Source organism: Anaerocolumna jejuensis DSM 15929 (genome assembly GCF_900142215.1).
GTDB classification, from domain to species: Bacteria; Bacillota; Clostridia; order Lachnospirales; family Lachnospiraceae; genus Anaerocolumna; species Anaerocolumna jejuensis.
In genome coordinates this window covers 138,622-157,851 of sequence record NZ_FRAC01000013.1, presented here as the reverse complement: position 1 = coordinate 157,851, position 19,230 = coordinate 138,622, and the positions used below count along the sequence as shown (strand labels likewise).

General features: G+C 45.6%; 12 protein-coding genes. 8 read left to right on the top strand and 4 right to left on the bottom strand.

Annotated features, from left to right (window positions below; translation table 11 throughout):
• Window positions 1-12: 12 nt before the first annotated feature.
• Window positions 13-1,740: a phospho-sugar mutase gene (locus BUB77_RS14000; RefSeq protein WP_073276938.1), complete on the bottom strand. Its 1,728-nt coding sequence runs from the start codon at window positions 1,738-1,740 to the stop codon at window positions 13-15.
• Between the two features lie 369 nt (window positions 1,741-2,109).
• Between BUB77_RS14000 and BUB77_RS13995 the strand changes: the two genes are divergently transcribed.
• The 7 genes from BUB77_RS13995 to BUB77_RS13965 all read left to right on the top strand — a co-directional run bounded on the left by BUB77_RS13995 (window position 2,110) and on the right by BUB77_RS13965 (window position 11,519).
• Complete coding sequence (locus tag BUB77_RS13995; RefSeq protein WP_073276936.1) at window positions 2,110-2,793, top strand: response regulator transcription factor; 684 nt, start codon at window positions 2,110-2,112, stop codon at window positions 2,791-2,793.
• Window positions 2,786-4,081: a sensor histidine kinase gene (locus BUB77_RS13990; protein ID WP_073276934.1), complete on the top strand. Its 1,296-nt coding sequence runs from the start codon at window positions 2,786-2,788 to the stop codon at window positions 4,079-4,081. Before BUB77_RS13995 ends, BUB77_RS13990 begins: the two co-directional genes overlap by 8 nt.
• Before the next feature lie 170 nt (window positions 4,082-4,251).
• A complete protein-coding gene (locus tag BUB77_RS13985; protein ID WP_073276932.1) occupies window positions 4,252-6,471 on the top strand; it encodes an ABC transporter substrate-binding protein in 2,220 nt (739 codons plus the stop codon).
• 102 nt (window positions 6,472-6,573) lie between these two features.
• Window positions 6,574-7,476 carry a carbohydrate ABC transporter permease gene (locus BUB77_RS13980; RefSeq protein WP_084124244.1) on the top strand — a complete coding sequence of 301 codons (903 nt, stop codon included), beginning with the start codon at window positions 6,574-6,576 and terminating at the stop codon, window positions 7,474-7,476.
• A 68-nt stretch (window positions 7,477-7,544) separates the two neighbouring features.
• Window positions 7,545-8,396 carry a carbohydrate ABC transporter permease gene (locus tag BUB77_RS13975; RefSeq protein WP_073276930.1) on the top strand — a complete coding sequence of 284 codons (852 nt, stop codon included), beginning with the start codon at window positions 7,545-7,547 and terminating at the stop codon, window positions 8,394-8,396.
• A 17-nt stretch (window positions 8,397-8,413) separates the two neighbouring features.
• A complete protein-coding gene (locus BUB77_RS13970; RefSeq protein ID WP_073276928.1) occupies window positions 8,414-10,459 on the top strand; it encodes a biotin/lipoyl-binding protein in 2,046 nt (681 codons plus the stop codon).
• Complete coding sequence (locus BUB77_RS13965) at window positions 10,446-11,519, top strand: ABC transporter permease (protein ID WP_073276926.1); 1,074 nt, start codon at window positions 10,446-10,448, stop codon at window positions 11,517-11,519. Before BUB77_RS13970 ends, BUB77_RS13965 begins: the two co-directional genes overlap by 14 nt.
• On the opposite strand, the gene BUB77_RS13960 is transcribed toward BUB77_RS13965, so the two are convergent.
• Genes BUB77_RS13960 through BUB77_RS13955 form a run of 3 tightly spaced genes read right to left on the bottom strand, consistent with a single transcriptional unit; the run spans window position 11,516 to window position 16,393 of the window.
• A complete protein-coding gene (locus BUB77_RS13960; RefSeq protein ID WP_073276924.1) occupies window positions 11,516-12,055 on the bottom strand; it encodes a GNAT family N-acetyltransferase in 540 nt (179 codons plus the stop codon). The genes BUB77_RS13965 and BUB77_RS13960 overlap by 4 nt on opposite strands.
• Window positions 12,056-12,211: a hypothetical protein gene (locus BUB77_RS29920; RefSeq protein WP_170866652.1), complete on the bottom strand. Its 156-nt coding sequence runs from the start codon at window positions 12,209-12,211 to the stop codon at window positions 12,056-12,058.
• 39 nt (window positions 12,212-12,250) lie between these two features.
• Window positions 12,251-16,393, bottom strand: a complete 4,143-nt coding sequence (locus BUB77_RS13955) for a DEAD/DEAH box helicase (protein WP_073276922.1) — start codon at window positions 16,391-16,393, stop codon at window positions 12,251-12,253.
• A gap of 616 nt (window positions 16,394-17,009) precedes the next feature.
• Between BUB77_RS13955 and BUB77_RS13950 the strand changes: the two genes are divergently transcribed.
• Window positions 17,010-18,920 (top strand): methyl-accepting chemotaxis protein, encoded by a 1,911-nt coding sequence (locus tag BUB77_RS13950; protein WP_073276920.1) that lies wholly within the window; start codon window positions 17,010-17,012, stop codon window positions 18,918-18,920.
• The last annotated feature ends 310 nt before the right edge of the window (window positions 18,921-19,230 follow it).

Here is a 19,230-nt window from a genome sequence, read left to right as displayed (position 1 = left end):
AGTTATATTTCCTTACTGTATACTGTGTAATACACCAAGGACTGTTGTCTCAATTTCCTTTAACTTATCCTCCGCTTTTGCGGCTGTATCTGCCTTTGTATAAATGTAAAGCTTGATTTTAGGCTCCGTACCGGAGGGCCTTAAGGAGTACCAGCAGCCATCGTCAAAGGTAAACTGCACCGCATCGGTCTTTTCTACCTCAACAGTACTCTTTTCTCCTGTAAGCGCATTCACAGCTTCGGAGGTCAGATAATCAGTAACCGTAACCAGCTTGGAGCTTCCGATGGAACCTGCGTTATTCTTACGGTATTCCACCATCATCCGTTTAATCCTCTCCTGCCCTTCAATGCCCTCCAATACAATTGAAATGGTATTTTCACGGTAGTAGCCGTATTTTTTATACAATTCATTTAAGGTGTCAATTAAGGTTCTGCCATTTTTCTTATAGTAGCCTGCCATTTCAGCAAGAATGAGAGTTGCCCCTACGCCGTCCTTATCTCTCAGGTAGCTGCCTACATTGTAGCCAATGCTCTCCTCGTAACCGAAAATATAAGTATATTCCCTTGTGCTGTCCCATTCGTTTGACAGAGCACAGATATTCTTAAAGCCGGTAAGCACATTAAACATCTTTACCCCGTAAGCCTTTGCAATGGCACTTCCCATTTCTCCCGTTACAATGGATTTTACCATAGCCGCATTCTTCGGAAGTGTTCCTTTTTCAGCCATGGAGGCCAGCAGGTAATTGATAATCAGGACACCTACCTGGTTACCGTTTAAGGCTTCAATTTTTCCGTTTTGAACCACCTCTACGGCAAGCCTGTCACAGTCGGGGTCAGTGGCAATCAATATATCCGCACCAATTTCCAATGCAAGCTTTTCACTTAAGGCAAAGGCTGCATGGTCTTCCGGGTTCGGGTAAGCGATGGTAGGGAAGGTTCCGTCCGGCAGCTCCTGCTCCTTTACTACATGAACATTGGTATAGCCCATTCTGTCCAGGACCGTACGGACAGGAATATTTCCGGCTCCGTTTAAGGGCGTGTATACGATTCCAATGCTTTTGTCTACTTCACTGTCCCTGAGGGAAATGGACATGGTCTTTTCATAGAAGCTTTCATCCACTTCTTTATTGATGATAACAAGGAGCCCTTTCTCTTTTGCTTCTTCCTTTGTAAGAAGCGCATTTTCTTCAAACAGGTCCAGCTTCCCGATTTCCTCCAATATCTGGTCCGCAATGCCGGATTTTATTTGGGAGCCCTCTTCCCAGTATACTTTATAGCCGTTATAGATTTTGGGATTATGGCTTGCTGTTATATTGATTCCTGCCGCACATTGGTAGTAGCGTACAGCATAGGATAATTCCGGAGTCGGTCTTAAGGAGTCAAATAAATATACCCTGATACCCATACTGTTCAGGATAAGGGCACACATTTCGGCAAATTCAGGGGACATAATACGGCAGTCATGGGCTATTGCCACACCCTTTCCGGCAAATTCACCGCCCTGTTTCTGAATAACCTTGCCCAAAGCTTTCGTGGCTCTTCCCACTACATACTTATTCATACGGTTGGTACCTGCGCCGAGAATTCCTCTCAGCCCTGCGGTACCAAAGGATAAATCACAATAAAACCTGTCCTTGATATCCTCCTCTTTCTTCCTTATTTCTTCCAGCTCCTTCTTTAAATCAGCATCCAGAGAAGGTGCTGCCAGCCATTTCTCATATTCTTTCCTGTAATCGTTCATATTTTCACTCAATCCGGTAAACGGATCTGTCTCCTTTCTTTTTCTATCTAAATTTTTGTAATTACCAGATGTTACATACTAAATTCCATGCCTTCCCAACACGCCGCAAGATTTCGCAGGCGCATTCTTGTGTGTGAAAATTGCTTTTTAATTTTCACACTATCTGCCATGCCTTCCCAACGCGCCGCAAGATTGCGCCGAGGATTTCGCAGGCGCATTCTTGCGTGTGAAAATTGCTTTTTAATTTTCACACTTTTTCTTTTCTATTTTACTCTATCATGGCTGTTTGGACAACATAATTTATTTCATTTTCCTTATTATTGTGCTAATATATTGCTATTATTATTTGGGATAAAGAGGGAAATTATTATGAGAGTTTTATTGATTGAAGATGATGCCGCTCTATGCGAAGCAGTCGCCCTGCATTTGAAAAAAGAAGGCTATCAGACGGATATCTGCGATAACGGCGAGGATGCCGTCTACTTTATTGAAAAACACACCCAGGATGTTATTGTCCTGGACCGGATGCTGCCCGGAAAAGACGGCTTATCCATCTTAAATGATGTCAGGAGCCGTGGAATTACCACCCCGGTGATTATGGTTACTGCTATGAACGGAATCAATGACCGGATAGACGGTCTGGACGGAGGTGCCGACGATTATCTGGTAAAGCCCTTTGCCATGGACGAATTGCTGGCCAGAATAAGGGCATTGCTTAGAAGGCCCAGGAATATGAAGAACACTTCCCTCCTGACCTACCGGGATATCACTCTTGATACCAGCATTTATACCCTGTCAAAAGGTGATAAGGAAATCTCCCTATCCAAAAGGGAAGGTGCTTTCCTTGAATTCCTTTTACTGAATAAAGAAAATATAGTAACCAGGGAACAGATTTTAAACCGGGTATGGGGTCTGAATACTTTCGTGGAAGACGGAAATATTGATAACTATATCAGCTTCCTGAGAAGGCGGCTAAGGGCTCTTGACACGGCCGTCTGCATCAGGACCATCCACGGTATCGGTTACAGATTGGAGTATCCTTGCCATGCTTAATGCATTAAAAAGAAAATTTATTCTCCTTTATACAGTCTCTACCGGATTTATCCTGACGGCTGTCCTGGTAATTCTCACGCTTAATACCAGCAGACAGCTGCTGCAGGAGAAAGAGAACAGCTTTCTCAGCAGCTTTTCCACAATTTCAAAAACAGTACAGATGGACAAGGAAATCAGTCATCTGTGGCTGTCCCAGATGGAAAAGGAAAACCAGCTGCTCATACATATCGAAGATAACGGAACACCCTTATTATATCAGGGAGTCATAAATACTCCTACAAAGCGTGACATCCTGATACAGAAATTGAAGAAAACCGCCCTGACAGATAATATCAGCACCCTAGTAAGGCCCGTCTCCTTAAAGGAGCTGCAAAGTAAAACCTACCAGATAACAGGCCTCCACAAAGACCGTTATCTCGGAGCGGTATTTATCGTCCCTTCCGGTGAAGGATATCGAAGCCTTATCCTGCTGCAATACATAAACAGCAATCGTAGGAGCCGTTATACACAGATTCTGTTTGCAGCTGCCCTTGACCTTCTCGGCATTGCCGCCCTGTTCTTTGTAAGCCGGTGGATTGTAGGAAAATCCCTTTTACCGGTGGAAGAAAGCAGACGGCAGCAGACGGAATTCGTTGCTGCCGCCTCCCATGAATTAAAGTCTCCCCTGGCTGTCATCCGTGCCAATGCTTCTGCTGTTAAGCTCGAGCCGGCCTCTTCCCTCCGCTACCTTGAAGGAATTGACAGAGAATGCAGCCGTATGGCGCTGCTTATTGAGGACATGCTCCTCCTGGCCTCTGCGGATACCAACCGCTGGCAGACAAAAAGGGAGCTTATTGATACGGATACTTTATTAATTGAAGCCTATGATACCTATTATCCTTACTGCAAAGAAAAGGGAAAGGAGCTAAAGCTGGTGCTGCCTGCGGATATGCTGCCCGGGGTGAAAGGTGACAGGGAGCGCATAAAACAGCTTCTGGCCATCTTAATCGACAATGCGGCCGTCTACTCTGTCCCAGAGGATACCATACTCCTGAAGGCATACTGCTATAAGAAACAGCTGGTAATAGAAGTGGAAGACCACGGCCCAGGTATTGCTGATGAGAAGAAAAAGGATGTTTTCAGGAGATTTTACCGGGGGGATAAAGCAAGAAAAGATAAGACTCATTACGGCCTTGGCCTCAGCATAGCAAAGGAATTGGCAGAGCTTCATGCAGGAACACTGGGTATTCGGGATACCTTAGGCGGCGGTGCCACCTTTTATTTTTGTATTCCCATTGATAATGCCTGACCTTCCTGGGGTAAAGCATAAACCGATTGCTTTTGTGAGATTTTTTAGAGATTTGACTGCTATTCTATTATCTGAAAAGTGTTGAAGCTGTTCCATAACTTTCCTTTGTCCCAGCTAAAAGACACTTAAAAAAATGCCAGAAAGGAAGCTTAAAGCAACAGGTAATAAGAATGAAAAAAAGAACAACGGCTTATTTTCTTGTGCTGGTTCTCATCGTGACGAGTCTTTTGGGATGCAGCAGGAAGGATAATATCCGTACAGACGAACAGATTACACCGGATAAGGACACTTCCGCACAGGAAAAGGGAAGATATCTGGAAAAGAAGGTTGATTTGCCGGAATTAAAGAAATCGGAAAGCATCCTGAAAATCCTGCGTAATAAGGAGAAGAAATTTGAGGTTTATACCTATGATGAAGCGAAAGCACTCTACAACTGCTATACCCAGAAGGATGACATGAGCTGGAGCCGCAGCGAGCCCGGCTGGTTGAATCAAAAGGACCTGGAAAAGGTATCCCTCACAAGTATGTGCCTGGGCCAGGACGGCAATTACTATGCCGGCTTTACCGATTACAGCACAACGAAAAGTTTTCTGGTTAAATCAGAGGATAACGGCAGCCGTTCAATAAAGGTGGACCTTCCTTACCTTTTAAAGCCGGCAAAAAAGGTTAAAAAAGCAATCTATTATCCCAGTATTAACGGGATACAGGTACTGGCAGACGGCAGTCTGGTACTTCTGGACATGTGGCAGAGCAATAATCTGCTGGTTTTTTCACCCGATGGAAAACAGCAGGATAAAATACCTGCCGACACTCAGAAAAACTTTACTGTAACTGGCAGCACCGTCATTGCAGCAAATGAATCCGACTCCGGTATCTTCCTTTATGATACCCAGTCAAAGAGCACCACAAAGACCTACGACTATACATACAACGATAACGGTGCCGCTTATGCCCTCCTGGATGACCAAACTCTGCTGGTAGGTGATTCCGGCGGTATCCAGCGCAGGATAAAGGATGGAACCGTATGGGAAAAAACCGTAGATGGTTCCCTGACCTCCATGAGCATGCCTACCACCTATATCCAGGAACTGTTTGTCGGCGGCGAATCACCGGAAGACTACTATGGCGTCTTTTCTGATTCGGGAAGCGGTTTTAAACTGCTTCACTTTATCTTTGACAAGAATGTCTCTGCCATCCCCTCCAATCAGCTTACGGTATATTCCTTAAAAGAAAATAAAACCCTTCGTCAGGCCATATCCCTGTACCAGGGAGAAAACCCCGATACTCAGATTAATTATGTGGCTGCCATGGGGGAAGAAGAAGGAAATGTATCGGATTATATCAAAGCCCTCAATACGGAGCTTCTGGCCGGTAACGGAGCCGATATCATCCTGCTGGACGGACTTCCCGCGGATTCCTATATAGAAAAGGGTGTCCTGGCGGATATTTCCGATATCATTAAGCCCTTATCGGACAGTGGGGAGATTCTTTCCAATATTGCAGACAGTTACGAAACTGACGGGGAAATATACCAAATGCCTCTTCGTTTTTCTATTCCTGTTATTTACGGTAAAAAGGATGCCCTCACTCATGTATCCGATTTAAAGGACATTGTGGATTATATGAAGAGTTCCTCCGTTCCGTATTCCGGTCCCCTCACCTACCATCAGCTGACGCGAAGCTATCTTGCACTCTATCGGGAAGAATTTTTAACGGACAAACGTCTGTCTGATGATAAATTTTCCGCCTTCCTGAAAAATTTGAAAGCTGTTGCGGAAAACATAAGTGCAGCGGAAACTATGGAAGAGATTAATAACGGTAACAAAAATAAACTTTTCTGGGATTCTACTACCACCTTTTTTGGAATTAATAAAGGTAAGTTCCAGGCAGGTATGACACAAATCACGAATATCTCCAGTTCCATGATGCTGTTTGCCCTGTTAAAGGATACTACCCTTGACTACGGCTCACTTAACAGCACCTTCCTGCCCTCCGGCATGGCAGGCTTAAATAAGTCCGGCAAGAATCAGAATGCAGCAAAAGCCTTTCTTAAGTTCCTGTATTCCAAAGAGGTTCAGGATGCCGATCTCTATGATGGCTTTCCAGTTAATAGAGCATCTCTGAAAAAGTGGGCAGAGGAAGATGACAAGGGTATCTCCATGGCAACAAGCGATAGTGATGGAAATTATTTTTCTGCCGAATGGCCCGGCAAAGCCGACCGGCTCCGTTTGTATGAGACATTACAGAGCCTGAACAAACCGATTAAGATAAATGAAGAATTGGACAATATGCTGACAGAGCAGATAATTCCCTACTTAAAAGGTGATATTGACTTAAACCAGGCCGTATCCGCTGTTAAAACAAAAGTCAGCACCTATTTATCCGAGTAGCGGAAGGCAAAACCCTAAGTCCATTGACAATTTCACAAATAAACATGCGAAAATTAAAGGACAATTTTCACACACAAATTTGAGAAAGGCATGGTCATTTAAATGAAAAAATCTGCACCGCTAATCCCTTTCGTCAAAAAGAAAAACAGACAAAAAAAACTCCTGCAGCAAAAGGAAACAAGAAAAGCCTGGCTTTTCCTGCTTCCAAGCCTTCTTGGCATCACCGTTTTTGTACTGCTCCCCTTTTCTGACGTTATCCGCAGGTCTTTTTGTGAAGCCATGAGCCAGAGCTTCACCGGCTTATCCAATTATAAAACAGTACTTGCCAATGAAGCTTTCCGGCTGGCTGTAAAAAACACTTTAAGGTTTGTGCTGATCTGTATCCCCCTGCTTTTATGCCTTTCTCTCATGCTGGCTTTGCTTTTGTATTCCCAGCTGAAACATGCCGGTTTTTTTAAGACCTCTTTTATGATTCCCCTGGCCATACCGGCAGCTTCCATGGTGCTTTTGTGGAAATTAGTGTTCCATGAAAGAGGGCTTCTCAATATGCTGCTCCTTCACCTCGGCATAACAGGCAGCGATTACATGAATACAGATAAGGCTTTTTATGTGCTGGTATTCAGCTATCTCTGGAAAAACATCGGTTACGACATGGTATTATGGCTGTCCGGTCTGAACGGGATCAATCCCTCCCTTTATGAAGCCGCAGGCGCAGACGGCGCAGGTCCCTGGCAGAAATTCCGTTATATCACCCTGCCCCTTCTCTCCCCTTCCCTCTTCATGATTGGTATTTTGTCCTTTATCAATTCCTTTAAGGTATACCGGGAGGCCTATCTGATATCGGGAAATTATCCCCATGAAAGTATTTATCTCCTGCAGCATTTGTTCAACAACTGGTTTACGTCCCTGGATATACAGAAAATGTCCGCTGCCGCCGTACTCTATGTGCTTTTCTTTGTCGGACTGCTGTCGGTATTACAGCTATTTGACCGGGAAAGTGAATGAAATAACTAATTTATTGAAAAGAACAATTCACAAACTTAAGGCGCATTGATGAAGTCTTGGAGATTTGTATGAAAACATTAAAACTTACTATAAAAACAACAGGTTTATTCCTGCTTGCCCTTGTTGTCTGGATTCCTATATTAATGATAGTAAACGGCTCTTTTATGGGCAGTGACGAGCTTTCCAGAAATACCGGCCCAATTTTAAGGGATACCGCTGCAATGGCAAACTGGACCTTGCTTCCCCTCTATCCCACCCTGAAGTCTTATGTGGAGCTGCTGTTCGATTCCCCCGGGTTCTTTGTAATGTTTTGGAATTCCTGCTTTCAGGTGATTCCCTCCCTGCTGGGGCAGCTCTTTACTGCCCTTCCGGCAGCCTGGGCCTTTGCCAGATTTGATTTTAAGGGAAAGAAGCTTCTCTTTACCCTGTATATTCTGCTTATGGTGCTGCCTTTTCAGGTCACCATGGTATCAAGCTATCTGGTACTGTTTAAGCTTCACTTAACGGATAATCCCCTTGCCATCATACTGCCCAATATTTTTTCCGCCTTTCCTGTTTTTATCATGGTGAAATTCTTCCGGGAAATTCCCAAATCCCTGATTGAAGCAGCAAAATTAGACGGTGCAGGGGAAGGCTTTATTTTTTTTAAAATAGGCATCCCCCTTGGCTCCTCCGGGATTATATCCGCTCTTCTGCTGGATTTTTTGGAATACTGGAATGCCGTGGAGCAGCCCCTTACCTTTTTAACACGAAAGAAAAGCCTATGGCCCCTGTCCTTATACCTGCCTGCCATATCTGCGGAAAATGCAGGAATTGCCTTTGCGGCATCGGTTATTATGATGACTCCGGCACTGCTGCTGTTCCTATACGGGCAGAAATATCTGGAGCAGGGAATAGCCGCTTCCGGCTTAAAAGGCTGAGAAAGGACCGGACACTGATGGAAAGAAAACTAAAAAAACTGATAATTGGATTTTTTATAGCAATGCTCACTTTCACAATTATTTCCAGGACTGCCGATTCTGTTATGGTCGCCAGAGTAGGCGTGGACTCCATAAAGAGAAACAGCTTATCCTATGAAGTATCCGGAACAGGAACTGTGAAAGGAAATTCCGGTAAATATATTCTCCTCCAAAGCGGCTGCCGGATAGCAAAGCTGCCAAAAAAGCCCGGGGACACGGTGAAAAAAGGCGACATATTATTTATCTATGACCTTCCTAACCTAAAGGACCAAAAGGAAACCCTGAACGGAGAATTAAAAAAAATGCAGCTTCAATATGAAAAAGCCGGCCTGGGTACGGTATCCGGCGACGGTAATCTGGACTTAGAAACTGCGCTTTTACAGGAAAGCAATGCCCTGGACGATTTAAAGGAAGCAAAGGCCTCCTTAAAAGACATCCAAAAAACAGCCAAAAAGAAAAAGAAAGAAGAATACAATACTGCGTTCGAGGAGCTTACAGACCTAAAGAGCCAGAAAGAAACCGCCCTGAAGACCTTCCAAAGAGCCCTAAATGACTCCACTGAGGCCCTGACGGAGCTTGAGGAGCCGGAACAGACTCTGAAGGGCCTCTTAAAAGACTATAAGGAGGCTGTCATAAGCCGGCAGGAGGAAGCAATCACAGCCCGCTCTAATTATATTTTTGATTTTTACTATACAAAAAAATATACGGAGCATAAACAGGACGTCAAAAATGCCGAAACAAGTCTTAACCGAGCCAAGGAGGATCTGGCGGAAACCATTCGGAAATGGAATGAGGCAATTAATGACTGGGAACGGTATTCCGATGACCCCGCTACCAGAAAAGCTTATGAGCAGCAAATTGCCTCCAGAAATTCAGAAGTCAAAAGCGGAAACCGTGCCGTTGAGGATGCTCAGAACAAACTGGATGAACTGACGGAAGAAGATGTAAAGCTGAATACTGCCCTTAAGGCCTACCGAAGTGACATCGAAAGCAACAGCGCTGCCAGCCCTACCCTTTCCTACCAGCAGCTTTACCAGCTCGTCCTCCGGAAACTGGATATCAAGGAGGAAACCCTCAATACTGCAAAAACCAAAATCGAAAGAGCAAAGGAAGATTTAGGGGACCAGGAAAAGGAATGGAATGAAAAAGTCGCTAAGGCTCAAAAGAAAACAGACCTTTTAAACAGCGACCTGAAGGCAATGGAGATGGGAACCTATGATTACGGCAATGATCAAAAAGAGGGAGAGAAAGCGGTAGAAGCTGCCGGGAGAGCCCTTAAGGCTGCCAGGCTTTCCCTGGATAAAGTGAAGGACGGCAATGAGGTAAAGCAGGAAACGAAACAGAAGGAAGAAAAGGGCGAGGCCCTTGACCTCTCAGCTCTCAGACTGGATATTGATAAAAAGGAAGAAGAAATTCATAACATAACAGAAATTATAAATAACAAAGGCCGCGTAACCTCTCCTGTAAACGGAGTTATCAGCCAATCCAGCTTAAATTACGGAATGCTGGTAACCGGAAGCGAAAAATTCATCATTTCCACCGGGGGATACGAGCTCTCCATGAAGGCCAGTGAAAAGGATATGAAATATTTTGTCACCGGAGACGAAGTAAATATCAAGCCATATAACAGCAATAAATCTCTGACCTCCAAGCTGGAGTCAATCGGACTTCCGGACAGTAATGGCAGGGTCACTTTTACAGCCCTTCTGCCGAAAGGAAATTACAAGGAGGGTGACAGCCTGGAATACCAGCTTTCAAAGACCTCGGAGGAATTTGAGGAGTGCATTCCAATCGGTGCCATCCGGCAGGGTTCCGATAACAGCACCTATGTACTGCTGGTCAAGGAAAAGGACAGTGTTCTCGGTAAAGAAACAGAAGCCTTCAAGCTGAATGTCAAAGTCCTGGATAAGGATAAGAAAACGGCAGCCATTGAGGGTTCCCTCTCGGAAAAGGATTCCGTTATAACAGACAGCAACAAGTTCGTTGAGGAAGGTGATCGGGTGAGAGTGAATGAAACGAAATAAATGCTTTGTAATCCTATCTGTCTTCCTACTGATTTCAATCCTTTTCACATGTTATACCCTGACAAGGGCCTCTTTTTACAGGGAAGTTTATACCGGCATGGGTATCCGCATGAAATCCGGCACCGGTGTAAAGGAAGCTGACCTTTTAAAAGCCCTTGAGCAGGAAGAAAAGGAAAATCCGGGCCAGGTTCCCTCCGTTACAGCCTGGCTGACAAAGGGGGCAAAGCTTGAAAACACCTTTTTAAACAGAAAGGTAAAAGTAATGGCAGTTGTTACGACAGGTGACATGAGGCATACGGTGCCTTCCTCCCTGATAGAAGGCAATTATGTTTACCGGGAAGATTATAAAGGCTGTATCATCGATTCAGAGACCGCTTATTCCCTCTTTGGTTCCCTCAGGGTCATCGGCAACCAGCTTTCTTATAATAATAAAAGCTATTATATCCGCGGAGTCGTAAAAACCTCTGTTCCTCTGGTCATGATACAGGGCTTCCAGAAATCACAAGCCTATCCTAATCTGGAATTTCACTATAAAAACAATGCTATGGCGGAAGCATCAGCCTCCGCCTTTCTTCTAAAATACGGTCTCACCGGCAGCTATACCGGCATTGACGAAAGCTTCTACGGCAGGGCCTTATCCTCCTTCCTGGTACTTCCCATCTGGCTTTTATATGCCTTTATCTCCCTATTTTCCTTCAGGCTGTTCACAAGAAACCGCAGGGAGCTGAAGCCATTATCCTTTCTGGGATTAGCCGGTATATTCCTTCTCACAGTATTGGGATTTGGCAGCCTGCTCTTCCAGTACGGAGGGAGCCCCTTCTACCTGCCGGAAAAAATAATACCGACAAAATGGTCCGACTTTGATTACTGGGTTGGTCTTGGGAAGACCATCAAACAGCAGATTTCCGACATGGATTACCTTACGCCAAACCCAAGGGATATCATATTGAAAAAAGGGCTTTCCAACCTGTGGCTTCACTGCAGCCTTTTGATATTGCTGTACCTGCATCTTCTGAATGCCCTGAATAGCTGTCTAAAGGATATGAAAGGCTGCCGTTAAAGCAGCCTTTCATACAGTTTAAACCAGTCCAGTCCATACTCTCCATAGCCCAGGTCAACCGTAGCGATATATTCAAAGCCGCTGCTTTCATACAGCCCTATTGCCGGTTCATTCTTCTCATAGACATCAAGCCTTATTGACTCTAATCCTGCTTCCTTGCAGTGCCTGATGGAAAAATCCATCAATGCTTTTCCAATCCCCCACCCTCTGAACTCCGGATGAACAGCCAGGGTATGCACTACCGCAACCCTGCCGTAGTCATCTTCGCTTTTCCAGGTGACGGTATGGTAGCCTTCCTCCGGCTTGTGGCTTAATATTATGGTTCCGGCAATTTTACCATCGCATCTTGCTACATACAGGCAGCCTTCTTCCAGGCCTTCTTCCGCATTTTCTCTCACCGGATAGATGCCCCTGAGCCAGCCCGGATAGTTTATTCCGGCTGCCAGTGCATCATTCAACTCATTGTATAGCTTTTCCAGCTCATCAAGGTCTTCCATTCTTCCTTTTTCTATTATAATATTCCTTTGCTTATCCATCTACTTATCCACCTGATTTTCTATCTGTCTTTCCATCTGCTTTTCCATCTGCTTTTCCATCTGTTTTTCCATTTGTTTTTCTATCTGTCTTTCCATCTGTTCTTCCATCTGTCTTTCCATCTGCTTTTCCATTTGTTTTTCTATCTGCTTATCCATCTGCTTATCCAACCTCCTTAGGAATTTCCTCTTGTCTACTTATTCCCTGTATAGTACAAAATCCTGCATTTCTTTAATAAATCCGTTTTTCTGAAAGCTTTCAGCCATATCCTTTGGATACTCCTTCACCAGAAGGCGCTTCACGGCAGGAAACAGTCTTTTCTTTTGAAAATCCCGGGCAAAGGCTCCTATGGCAGCATCTGCCTGCCCCTCGTCAAACACTTTAAGACTTTTCCCCTGACGTTCCATTACAGCTACCGGTACTCCTGCTTTTAAGGCCACGATAGTTCCCTGCACATTAAGGAAGGCCTTTTCCGTCCGGTGAGCCAGGTATTTCCCATAGGGCTGGGCCGGATCAATTGCCGGAAGCCATATCAGCTTTTCTCCCGGATGCTCCAGGGCATACAGTACTCCTTCAAAGTCCTCTTTTCTGATAAACTGGACACCGGAAAGTCCCTTTATAAAATAACCCCTCCGCACCTGTCCGGTATACTCCCCTATTCTCAAATGCTCCAGGGCTTCTCCCCAGGAAATTCCCGAAACGGTTTCCCTGCTTAGAAGGAAATTACGCTCAAATAACCGGTTAAGCTCTTCCTCCCTGGCAAGCTTCTTAAGAGGCCTTACAAGTTCCCACCGCCCGGTGGTCATGGCTTTGGCATGCACTCCTACCCGCTGCCTTACGGATGCCTTTAACAACTTATCCCTGTTCTGCCACCAGCGAACAGGCTGAAAGCTGTCCGCACATACCAATCCCTTTGCCGCCATGTCCAGAAGCACATCAAAGGGAGACTCTCCATTCAGAAGCTCTCTGAACCGCTGCATGAAACTGGCACCCCGCTTTAATAAAGCTTCATATACAATCCTTTCCTTTTCGGAAAGCCCTTCCAGGTTTTCATCAAGAGGCGCATCCCAGTCGATATCCTCATAGGAATGAAAGACAAGTCCTTCCTTCTCCCGAAATTCCCAGAAATAATTTCCCTGGGATAACAGCTTGTCCAGTAATTCTTCCCGGTAGTCCGCTACCCTTCCGGGAAAAAGGATACCTTCCCATAAAGCGGGAGCAAAGCTTTGGTCCTTTAACTGCTTCATGGCGTACTCCAGCTGCATCTCCTTGGTACCGGAAATCAAAGCCTTCTCTGCCAAAAGGCCCGCATACCTTTCCTCCGGCAGAGTCTGTATCTGGTTCCTCTTTTTCTTAAGGGTTTCTCTGCGGGCTTTGTCATAGAGTGCAGTGTGGTAATAAAGGCCGTCATCCTCCACTGCCTCTTCTTTTTGGCAGAGCTTCCCGAGTAAGTCCTCTGCCGCCTCTGGGGCAATTAAATATCTTTCCGACACATCCTCTGCGGACTGGGCTCCCCGGTAACGGAGCAGCCGTCTGATAAGGATAAGCCTTTCTTCTTCGTTCTCTTCTTCCAGTGCTTTCTTATAATTTTCTTCCTGCTCCTTTGCTATCCAAAGGCCAGGCTCGATGTAGAGTGCCTGCTCTTTCTCTATTAAGGTTTCCAGCCACTCTATGGGGATATCCAGTTCCCCGGCTATTAAATCTCCCTCTATCATAAGAAGGGAATGAAGCTGTTTATCATCCTCCGGAAGCTTGCTCCTTTCGGTTGCCTTCTTTAATTCCTCCCTGGAGGGGGATATCATCTCTGCTTGTTTCAGGGCATCCTCTACCGCAGAATGGATTCCCCTGGGAGTGGGTGCATAATCATACATCATGGCAGCTTCGGTCTGCTGCCGGAAAGGAAGTGACATGGGAGAAGGCATTTCCAGCTGTAATTCCACAACTCTTATCTGCCCGGACCGGATGCCGGAAAGCAGATACTCTACCCCTTCCATATCCCAGTAATCCTCAAGACATTCTCTTTTGGTTTCCCGTATCAGAGGGTGGTTCTCCTTTCTCACAAGGGAATCCAGCATGTCGGCACTTCTCATTCTTTGCAGCCACAAAGGCGTCCTGCCGCTTTTTTTCACTCCCATCATAAGAGCTCTGGCCGAGTTGTAGCGGAAATTGATGTTAAAGAGAGGGGTTGCCATAAGGGCTGCTTCTAAGACTGCCCTGGCCGTATTTCCGTCAATGCTTTGCAAAACTCCTTCCGGCATTTCATCTGAACCATAAGGAAACAAAAGGAAACCGTCATCATCCTCACAAAAGCCGATATTCATCCCGGTCATTTTAACCACCGCATGCTGGGCTAAAATAGCAAGAGGGGCATTTACCTTCCGGCCGAATATGGAATGAACCATCAGCTGATTGCTCCCGTTGGAATCCCTGAAATGTTCTACAAGGATAGTCTTATCACCGGGAAGTACTCCCGTTACCGAAATCTGGCGCTTTAAATAGTCCTCCGCTCCTTTTGCCGCCGCATCATTCAGCCCAAGCCCCAAAAGCTCTTCATAAAGCTTTCCGTCCTCAAAGCTTTCCAGCAGCCGGTTAAGAATCTTTCCAAAGGCAATGCCTGTCCTAAGTCCCCTTCCCTTTATCTCCCCTTTCCAAAAGGGCAGCCTGGCACCTGCTGTGCCTGCTTCCGATACCACTACCGCATCCTTATCTATTCTTTCGATCTTCCAGGCAAAGGTACCAAGAAGAAAACGTTCTCCCGGCCTGGATTCAAAGATAAATTCCTCGTCCAGCTCCCCAAGCTTGACTCCGCTTTCTGTCCTGACAGTGTAAAGTCCCTTGTCCGGAATGGTTCCTCCTGCGGAGATGGCAAGCATACGGCTGTAGGCATCCCCTTCCACCTTCTCGTGTATCCTGTCGTAAAGAAGTCTTGGACGGACGGGTAAATCCCTCGCATGCTCGTAATCACCTGCCAGCATGGAAAGAATGTCCTTCACATCTTCTTTGCTGACCCCGGTAAAGGGATAAGCCCTTTTTAATATTTCCATCACATCCTCCACCTCATAGCCATCCCCTGTTGCCATGGATACCAGGTGCTGTGCCAGAACATCAAAGCAAAGCCTAGGAGGGCTGGCATGCTCTACCAGCCCTTCCCTTGCCACTTCCGCTGTCAGTCCGCAGTAGAGGCCTTCCCCGGAAGCTCTGGGGAAAATGTGCATCACACTGACACGCCCCGGATTATGCCCTGCCCTTCCCAGTCTTTGAAGGGTACTGGATATGGAACGGGGACAGCCAATCTGAAATACCTCGTCAATCTCTCCCACGTCAATTCCCAGTTCCATGGAGGAGGTAGCGCACAAAAGCCTTAAGGTTCCGTTCCTTAAGGAGGCTTCCACTTCAAGGCGCTGTTCCTTTGACAGGCTTCCGTGATGGGTTCTGGCAAAGCCCTGTCCGCCCAGCTGGTTCATATAAAAGGCAAGCTTCTCCGCATATCTTCGCCCCTCCACAAAGGCAATGACACTTCTGGTACCCTGGCAGTATTCGAAAAGGGTTGCCGCAATTTCCTCCCAGATGGGGTCCTTTGAGCCCTTCTGCCCATAGGGCAGAGGACTTGTAACTTCTATACTGACCTCCTTGCCCATCTTTGGTGCAACAATCGTGACCGGCTCCGGGGAAAGGTATTCCGCCGCCAGCGAAAGGGGTTCAATGGTTGCTGAAAGTCCGATACGCTGAAGCGGCTCCTGGCATAGCTTATCAAGCCTGGCAAGAGAAAGCATCAGATGGGCTCCCCTCTTGGAGTCAATCAAGGCATGAAGCTCATCCAGGATTACCGCCTTTGCCGTCTTTAACAGGCTCTGCCCGGATTTGCTTGTCAGAAGAAGATAGAGGGATTCCGGTGTTGTAATAAGAATATGGGGCGGCTTCTTTATCATGGTCCGCCGCTCGCTCTGGGTAGTGTCTCCGGTACGGACAGCAATCGTCAAATCAAAGGGAGTACTGTTTTCACCCCCTGCTTCCCTTTCCTCCTTCAGAATACCATTCAGGGGTTTTCTTAAATTCTCCCGGATATCTCCTGCCAGAGATTTTAAAGGAGAGATATAAATCACCTGAAGCTCCTGCTTTAAGGTTCCTTCTCTTGCCTGTTCCTTTAGCCTGTCCAGGAATACCAGAAAGGCGGACAGGGTCTTGCCGGTGCCCGTAGGAGCAGATACCAGCGTATTTTCTCCCGCAGCAATAGCTGGCCAGGCTTCCTCCTGAACCTTTGTGGGAGTTCCCAGATTTTGTGAGAACCATTTAGCAGTCAATGGATGAAAAACAGACAGGGAATCTAAAGCCAATGCCATGTACCTCCTTATACCGTTGTAGTTGATGATAAATATAGAATACCCTCATTATACCAAAAACATTAAGAAGATGATATCCTGTTTTCATAAGAAACCACGGCAAACGCATGAAGGGAGTTTATGGCAGCGGACGATGACCAAGGGGGTTGTTTTGGAGTTTTGTTGCGCAAGAACCCTTATTCCACTAAAACGGCAGAAAACGTGACTGGCAGGTAAATCAGCGCCAAACTCGCTGCAACAAATTTGGCTGCGTTAGTTATCAAGCTCAAACAGTGGCACTGGTTTACCTAGTCACGTTTCCTGCCGCTTAAGTGTCATAAGGAACCTCTTGAGACAAAACTCCAAAACAACCCCCTTGGTCATCTGTTCATATCCATTATTTGGCCTCATGCATTTGCAGTGTACAAAATTCCCATACACAGTTTTCATAATAATCACCTATACATAAGGAAATTCATCCCATGAATGCCCAGAAGAATATTCTGATATTTTGTCGAAATGACTGCTAATTGATACTTTTTTATCATTATTTTAAAAAAATGCTGACAAAATTTCTTTGTCAATTTATAATATAGTTGCTTTTATTTATCATTAATAACATTCAAAGAAAGTATGAGTGAAAGAAAATCAGATACGAAAGGATACCACATACATATTCCTTCACTCTTTATTATCGTGGCAGTATCCCATTCTGCAGGACAGTCTGGGATATACAATGGGTAAAAATATGAAAACCTTTAAAATGAATATAACCAAAAAATTAATTTATGGAGTGTCCCTTACCCTGATCGTTTCCCTGTTAATCATTTCCTTTATCGACTATGCCATCTCCCGGCATGAAATCAACCGTTCCAATGACATCCTGTTAAAGAACGCTATCGAAACCTCTTTATATGAAATTAAGAAGAACTACAGTTACACCTCAGGAGATACGACCTGGATGAACGAGGAGCAGGCAAAGCAGGCCGCCCTGGATACCATCAATGAGTTCATTACAGGAATTGCAGGCGGAGAAAATGCAAAGTCCGATACGGATGCCACCTCCAGTGCCACTGTGAATACCAACAGCATGAATCCTGTTATCAGCCTTGGAAATAATGGCTACTACTTTCTTACCGACTCCAAGGGTAATATTTTATACCATCCTTTTCTGAAGGATAATATCTACGACCTGAAGTCCACCGACGGCCGCAATATCATCCAGGACATTATTAAAACGGCACAAAACGGAGGAGGCAGGCTTCATTATGCATTGGCCAGCGAAAGCAGCTCCGTATCCGAGAGCAGAACGGTCTATACCGAATATTTTCCGGAATGGGACTGGGTGGTCACTGCTGTTATTTATGATTCAGACCTTCTCAGAGGCCCCAGCCGCATCCTTTATACAAATTTGGCTTCTCTGGCTGTTATTTTGATTCTTTCCCTGTCGGTCATCGTACTAATTGCCAGAAGAATAACCTCTCCTATCATAAAAATAACCAAATCCCTGCAGCGGGTTTCAGAGGGTGACCTTACGGTTGATAAAATCCATGTGAAAGCAAAGGATGAGACCAGACTGTTAGGTGATTCTGTCAATCTTTTAATTGACCGGTTCCACAGTATGGTAAAATCCATAACCGTATCCAGCAGCAACCTGAGCAGCTTTTCCTCGGAGCTGAAGTCCTCCTATAATCTGGCGTCGGAAGCAAATGCAGCTATTACGGCTTCCATTACCCAGATTGCCTCTGCCGGCGATGACCAGGTAAAGGATATCTATGAAGGTGTGACAGAAATGAACGCCCTTGGGGAGCACATCATAGAAACGGCAAATAAAAGTGAAAATGCAAGGCTTACGGCAGACCAGACATTGGAATTAAAGGAAAACGGCCTTCTTTCCGTCGGTGCTTTAAAAGAAGCGACCCTTGAGAATAATGAAGCCTCAAAACAGCTTGAGACGGTTATAGAAACAATGAATAAGCAGGCACAGGAAATCGGCTCTATTGTGACCGTCATCGCCCAGATAGCAGAACAGACCAACCTTCTTGCCCTGAACGCAAGCATAGAAGCTGCCCGGGTAGGGGAACAAGGCAAGGGCTTTGCTGTGGTCGCAGGAGAAATCCGCAGCCTTGCCAATGAAACTGCCGATGCCGTAGACAATATTAGCCGAATGGTCTTTGAGGTGCAAAAGCAATCGGAAACCGCAGAAGCCTTTGTGAAGAAAAATGCTTTAAGTGCAGAGAACATCAATACTACCGTCTCCCAGACAGAGACTGCTTTCCAGCTTATTGCAGAGGAATTGCGCAAATTAGTCACCGACATTAACCATATTGCAGAATACAATCACTCCATTAACAATAAGAAGGATACCCTTTCCGTATTATTAAAGGAGCTTTCCAAGCAGACCGAGGAAGTTTCAAGCTCCATTGAGGAGATAACCTCTTCCTCGGAACAGCATACCCAGGTAATGAAGAGCATTTCCGAGAGCATCACAATGCTCCACGATATGGCGGAAAGCCTGAATGGAATGGTGTCCGCCTTTACAGTGTAGCGTGACAAGCGCATGAAGGAAGTTTGTGGAAACGGACGATGACCAAGGGGGTTGTTTTGACCTTTTGTTGCGCGAGAACCCTTATTCCACTAAAGCGGCAGAAAACGTAACTGGCAGGTAAATCAGCGCCAAACTCGCTGTGACAAATTTGGCTGTGTTAGTTATCAAGCTCAAACAGTGGCACTGTTTTACCTAGTCACGTTTCCTGCCGCTTAAGTGTCATAAGGAACCTCTTGAGACAAAATGCCAAAACAACCCCCTTGGTCATCTGTTTATATCCATTATTCGAACTTATGTGTTTGCCGTGCCC

Bases quoted from the DNA above. Each gene is read 5' to 3' on its own strand.
- BUB77_RS13980 (WP_084124244.1), top strand. From the start codon at position 6,574: ATGAAAAAATCTGCACCGCTAATCCCTTTCGTCAAAAAGAAAAACAGA.
- BUB77_RS13990 (WP_073276934.1), top strand. From the start codon at position 2,786: ATGCTTAATGCATTAAAAAGAAAATTTATTCTCCTTTATACAGTCTCT.
- BUB77_RS13955 (WP_073276922.1), bottom strand. From the start codon at position 16,393: ATGGCATTGGCTTTAGATTCCCTGTCTGTTTTTCATCCATTGACTGCT.
- BUB77_RS13995 (WP_073276936.1), top strand. From the start codon at position 2,110: ATGAGAGTTTTATTGATTGAAGATGATGCCGCTCTATGCGAAGCAGTC.
- BUB77_RS14000 (WP_073276938.1), bottom strand. From the start codon at position 1,740: ATGAACGATTACAGGAAAGAATATGAGAAATGGCTGGCAGCACCTTCT.
- BUB77_RS13975 (WP_073276930.1), top strand. From the start codon at position 7,545: ATGAAAACATTAAAACTTACTATAAAAACAACAGGTTTATTCCTGCTT.
- BUB77_RS29920 (WP_170866652.1), bottom strand. From the start codon at position 12,211: ATGGATAAGCAGATAGAAAAACAAATGGAAAAGCAGATGGAAAGACAG.
- BUB77_RS13985 (WP_073276932.1), top strand. From the start codon at position 4,252: ATGAAAAAAAGAACAACGGCTTATTTTCTTGTGCTGGTTCTCATCGTG.
- BUB77_RS13970 (WP_073276928.1), top strand. From the start codon at position 8,414: ATGGAAAGAAAACTAAAAAAACTGATAATTGGATTTTTTATAGCAATG.
- BUB77_RS13960 (WP_073276924.1), bottom strand. From the start codon at position 12,055: ATGGATAAGCAAAGGAATATTATAATAGAAAAAGGAAGAATGGAAGAC.
- BUB77_RS13965 (WP_073276926.1), top strand. From the start codon at position 10,446: ATGAAACGAAATAAATGCTTTGTAATCCTATCTGTCTTCCTACTGATT.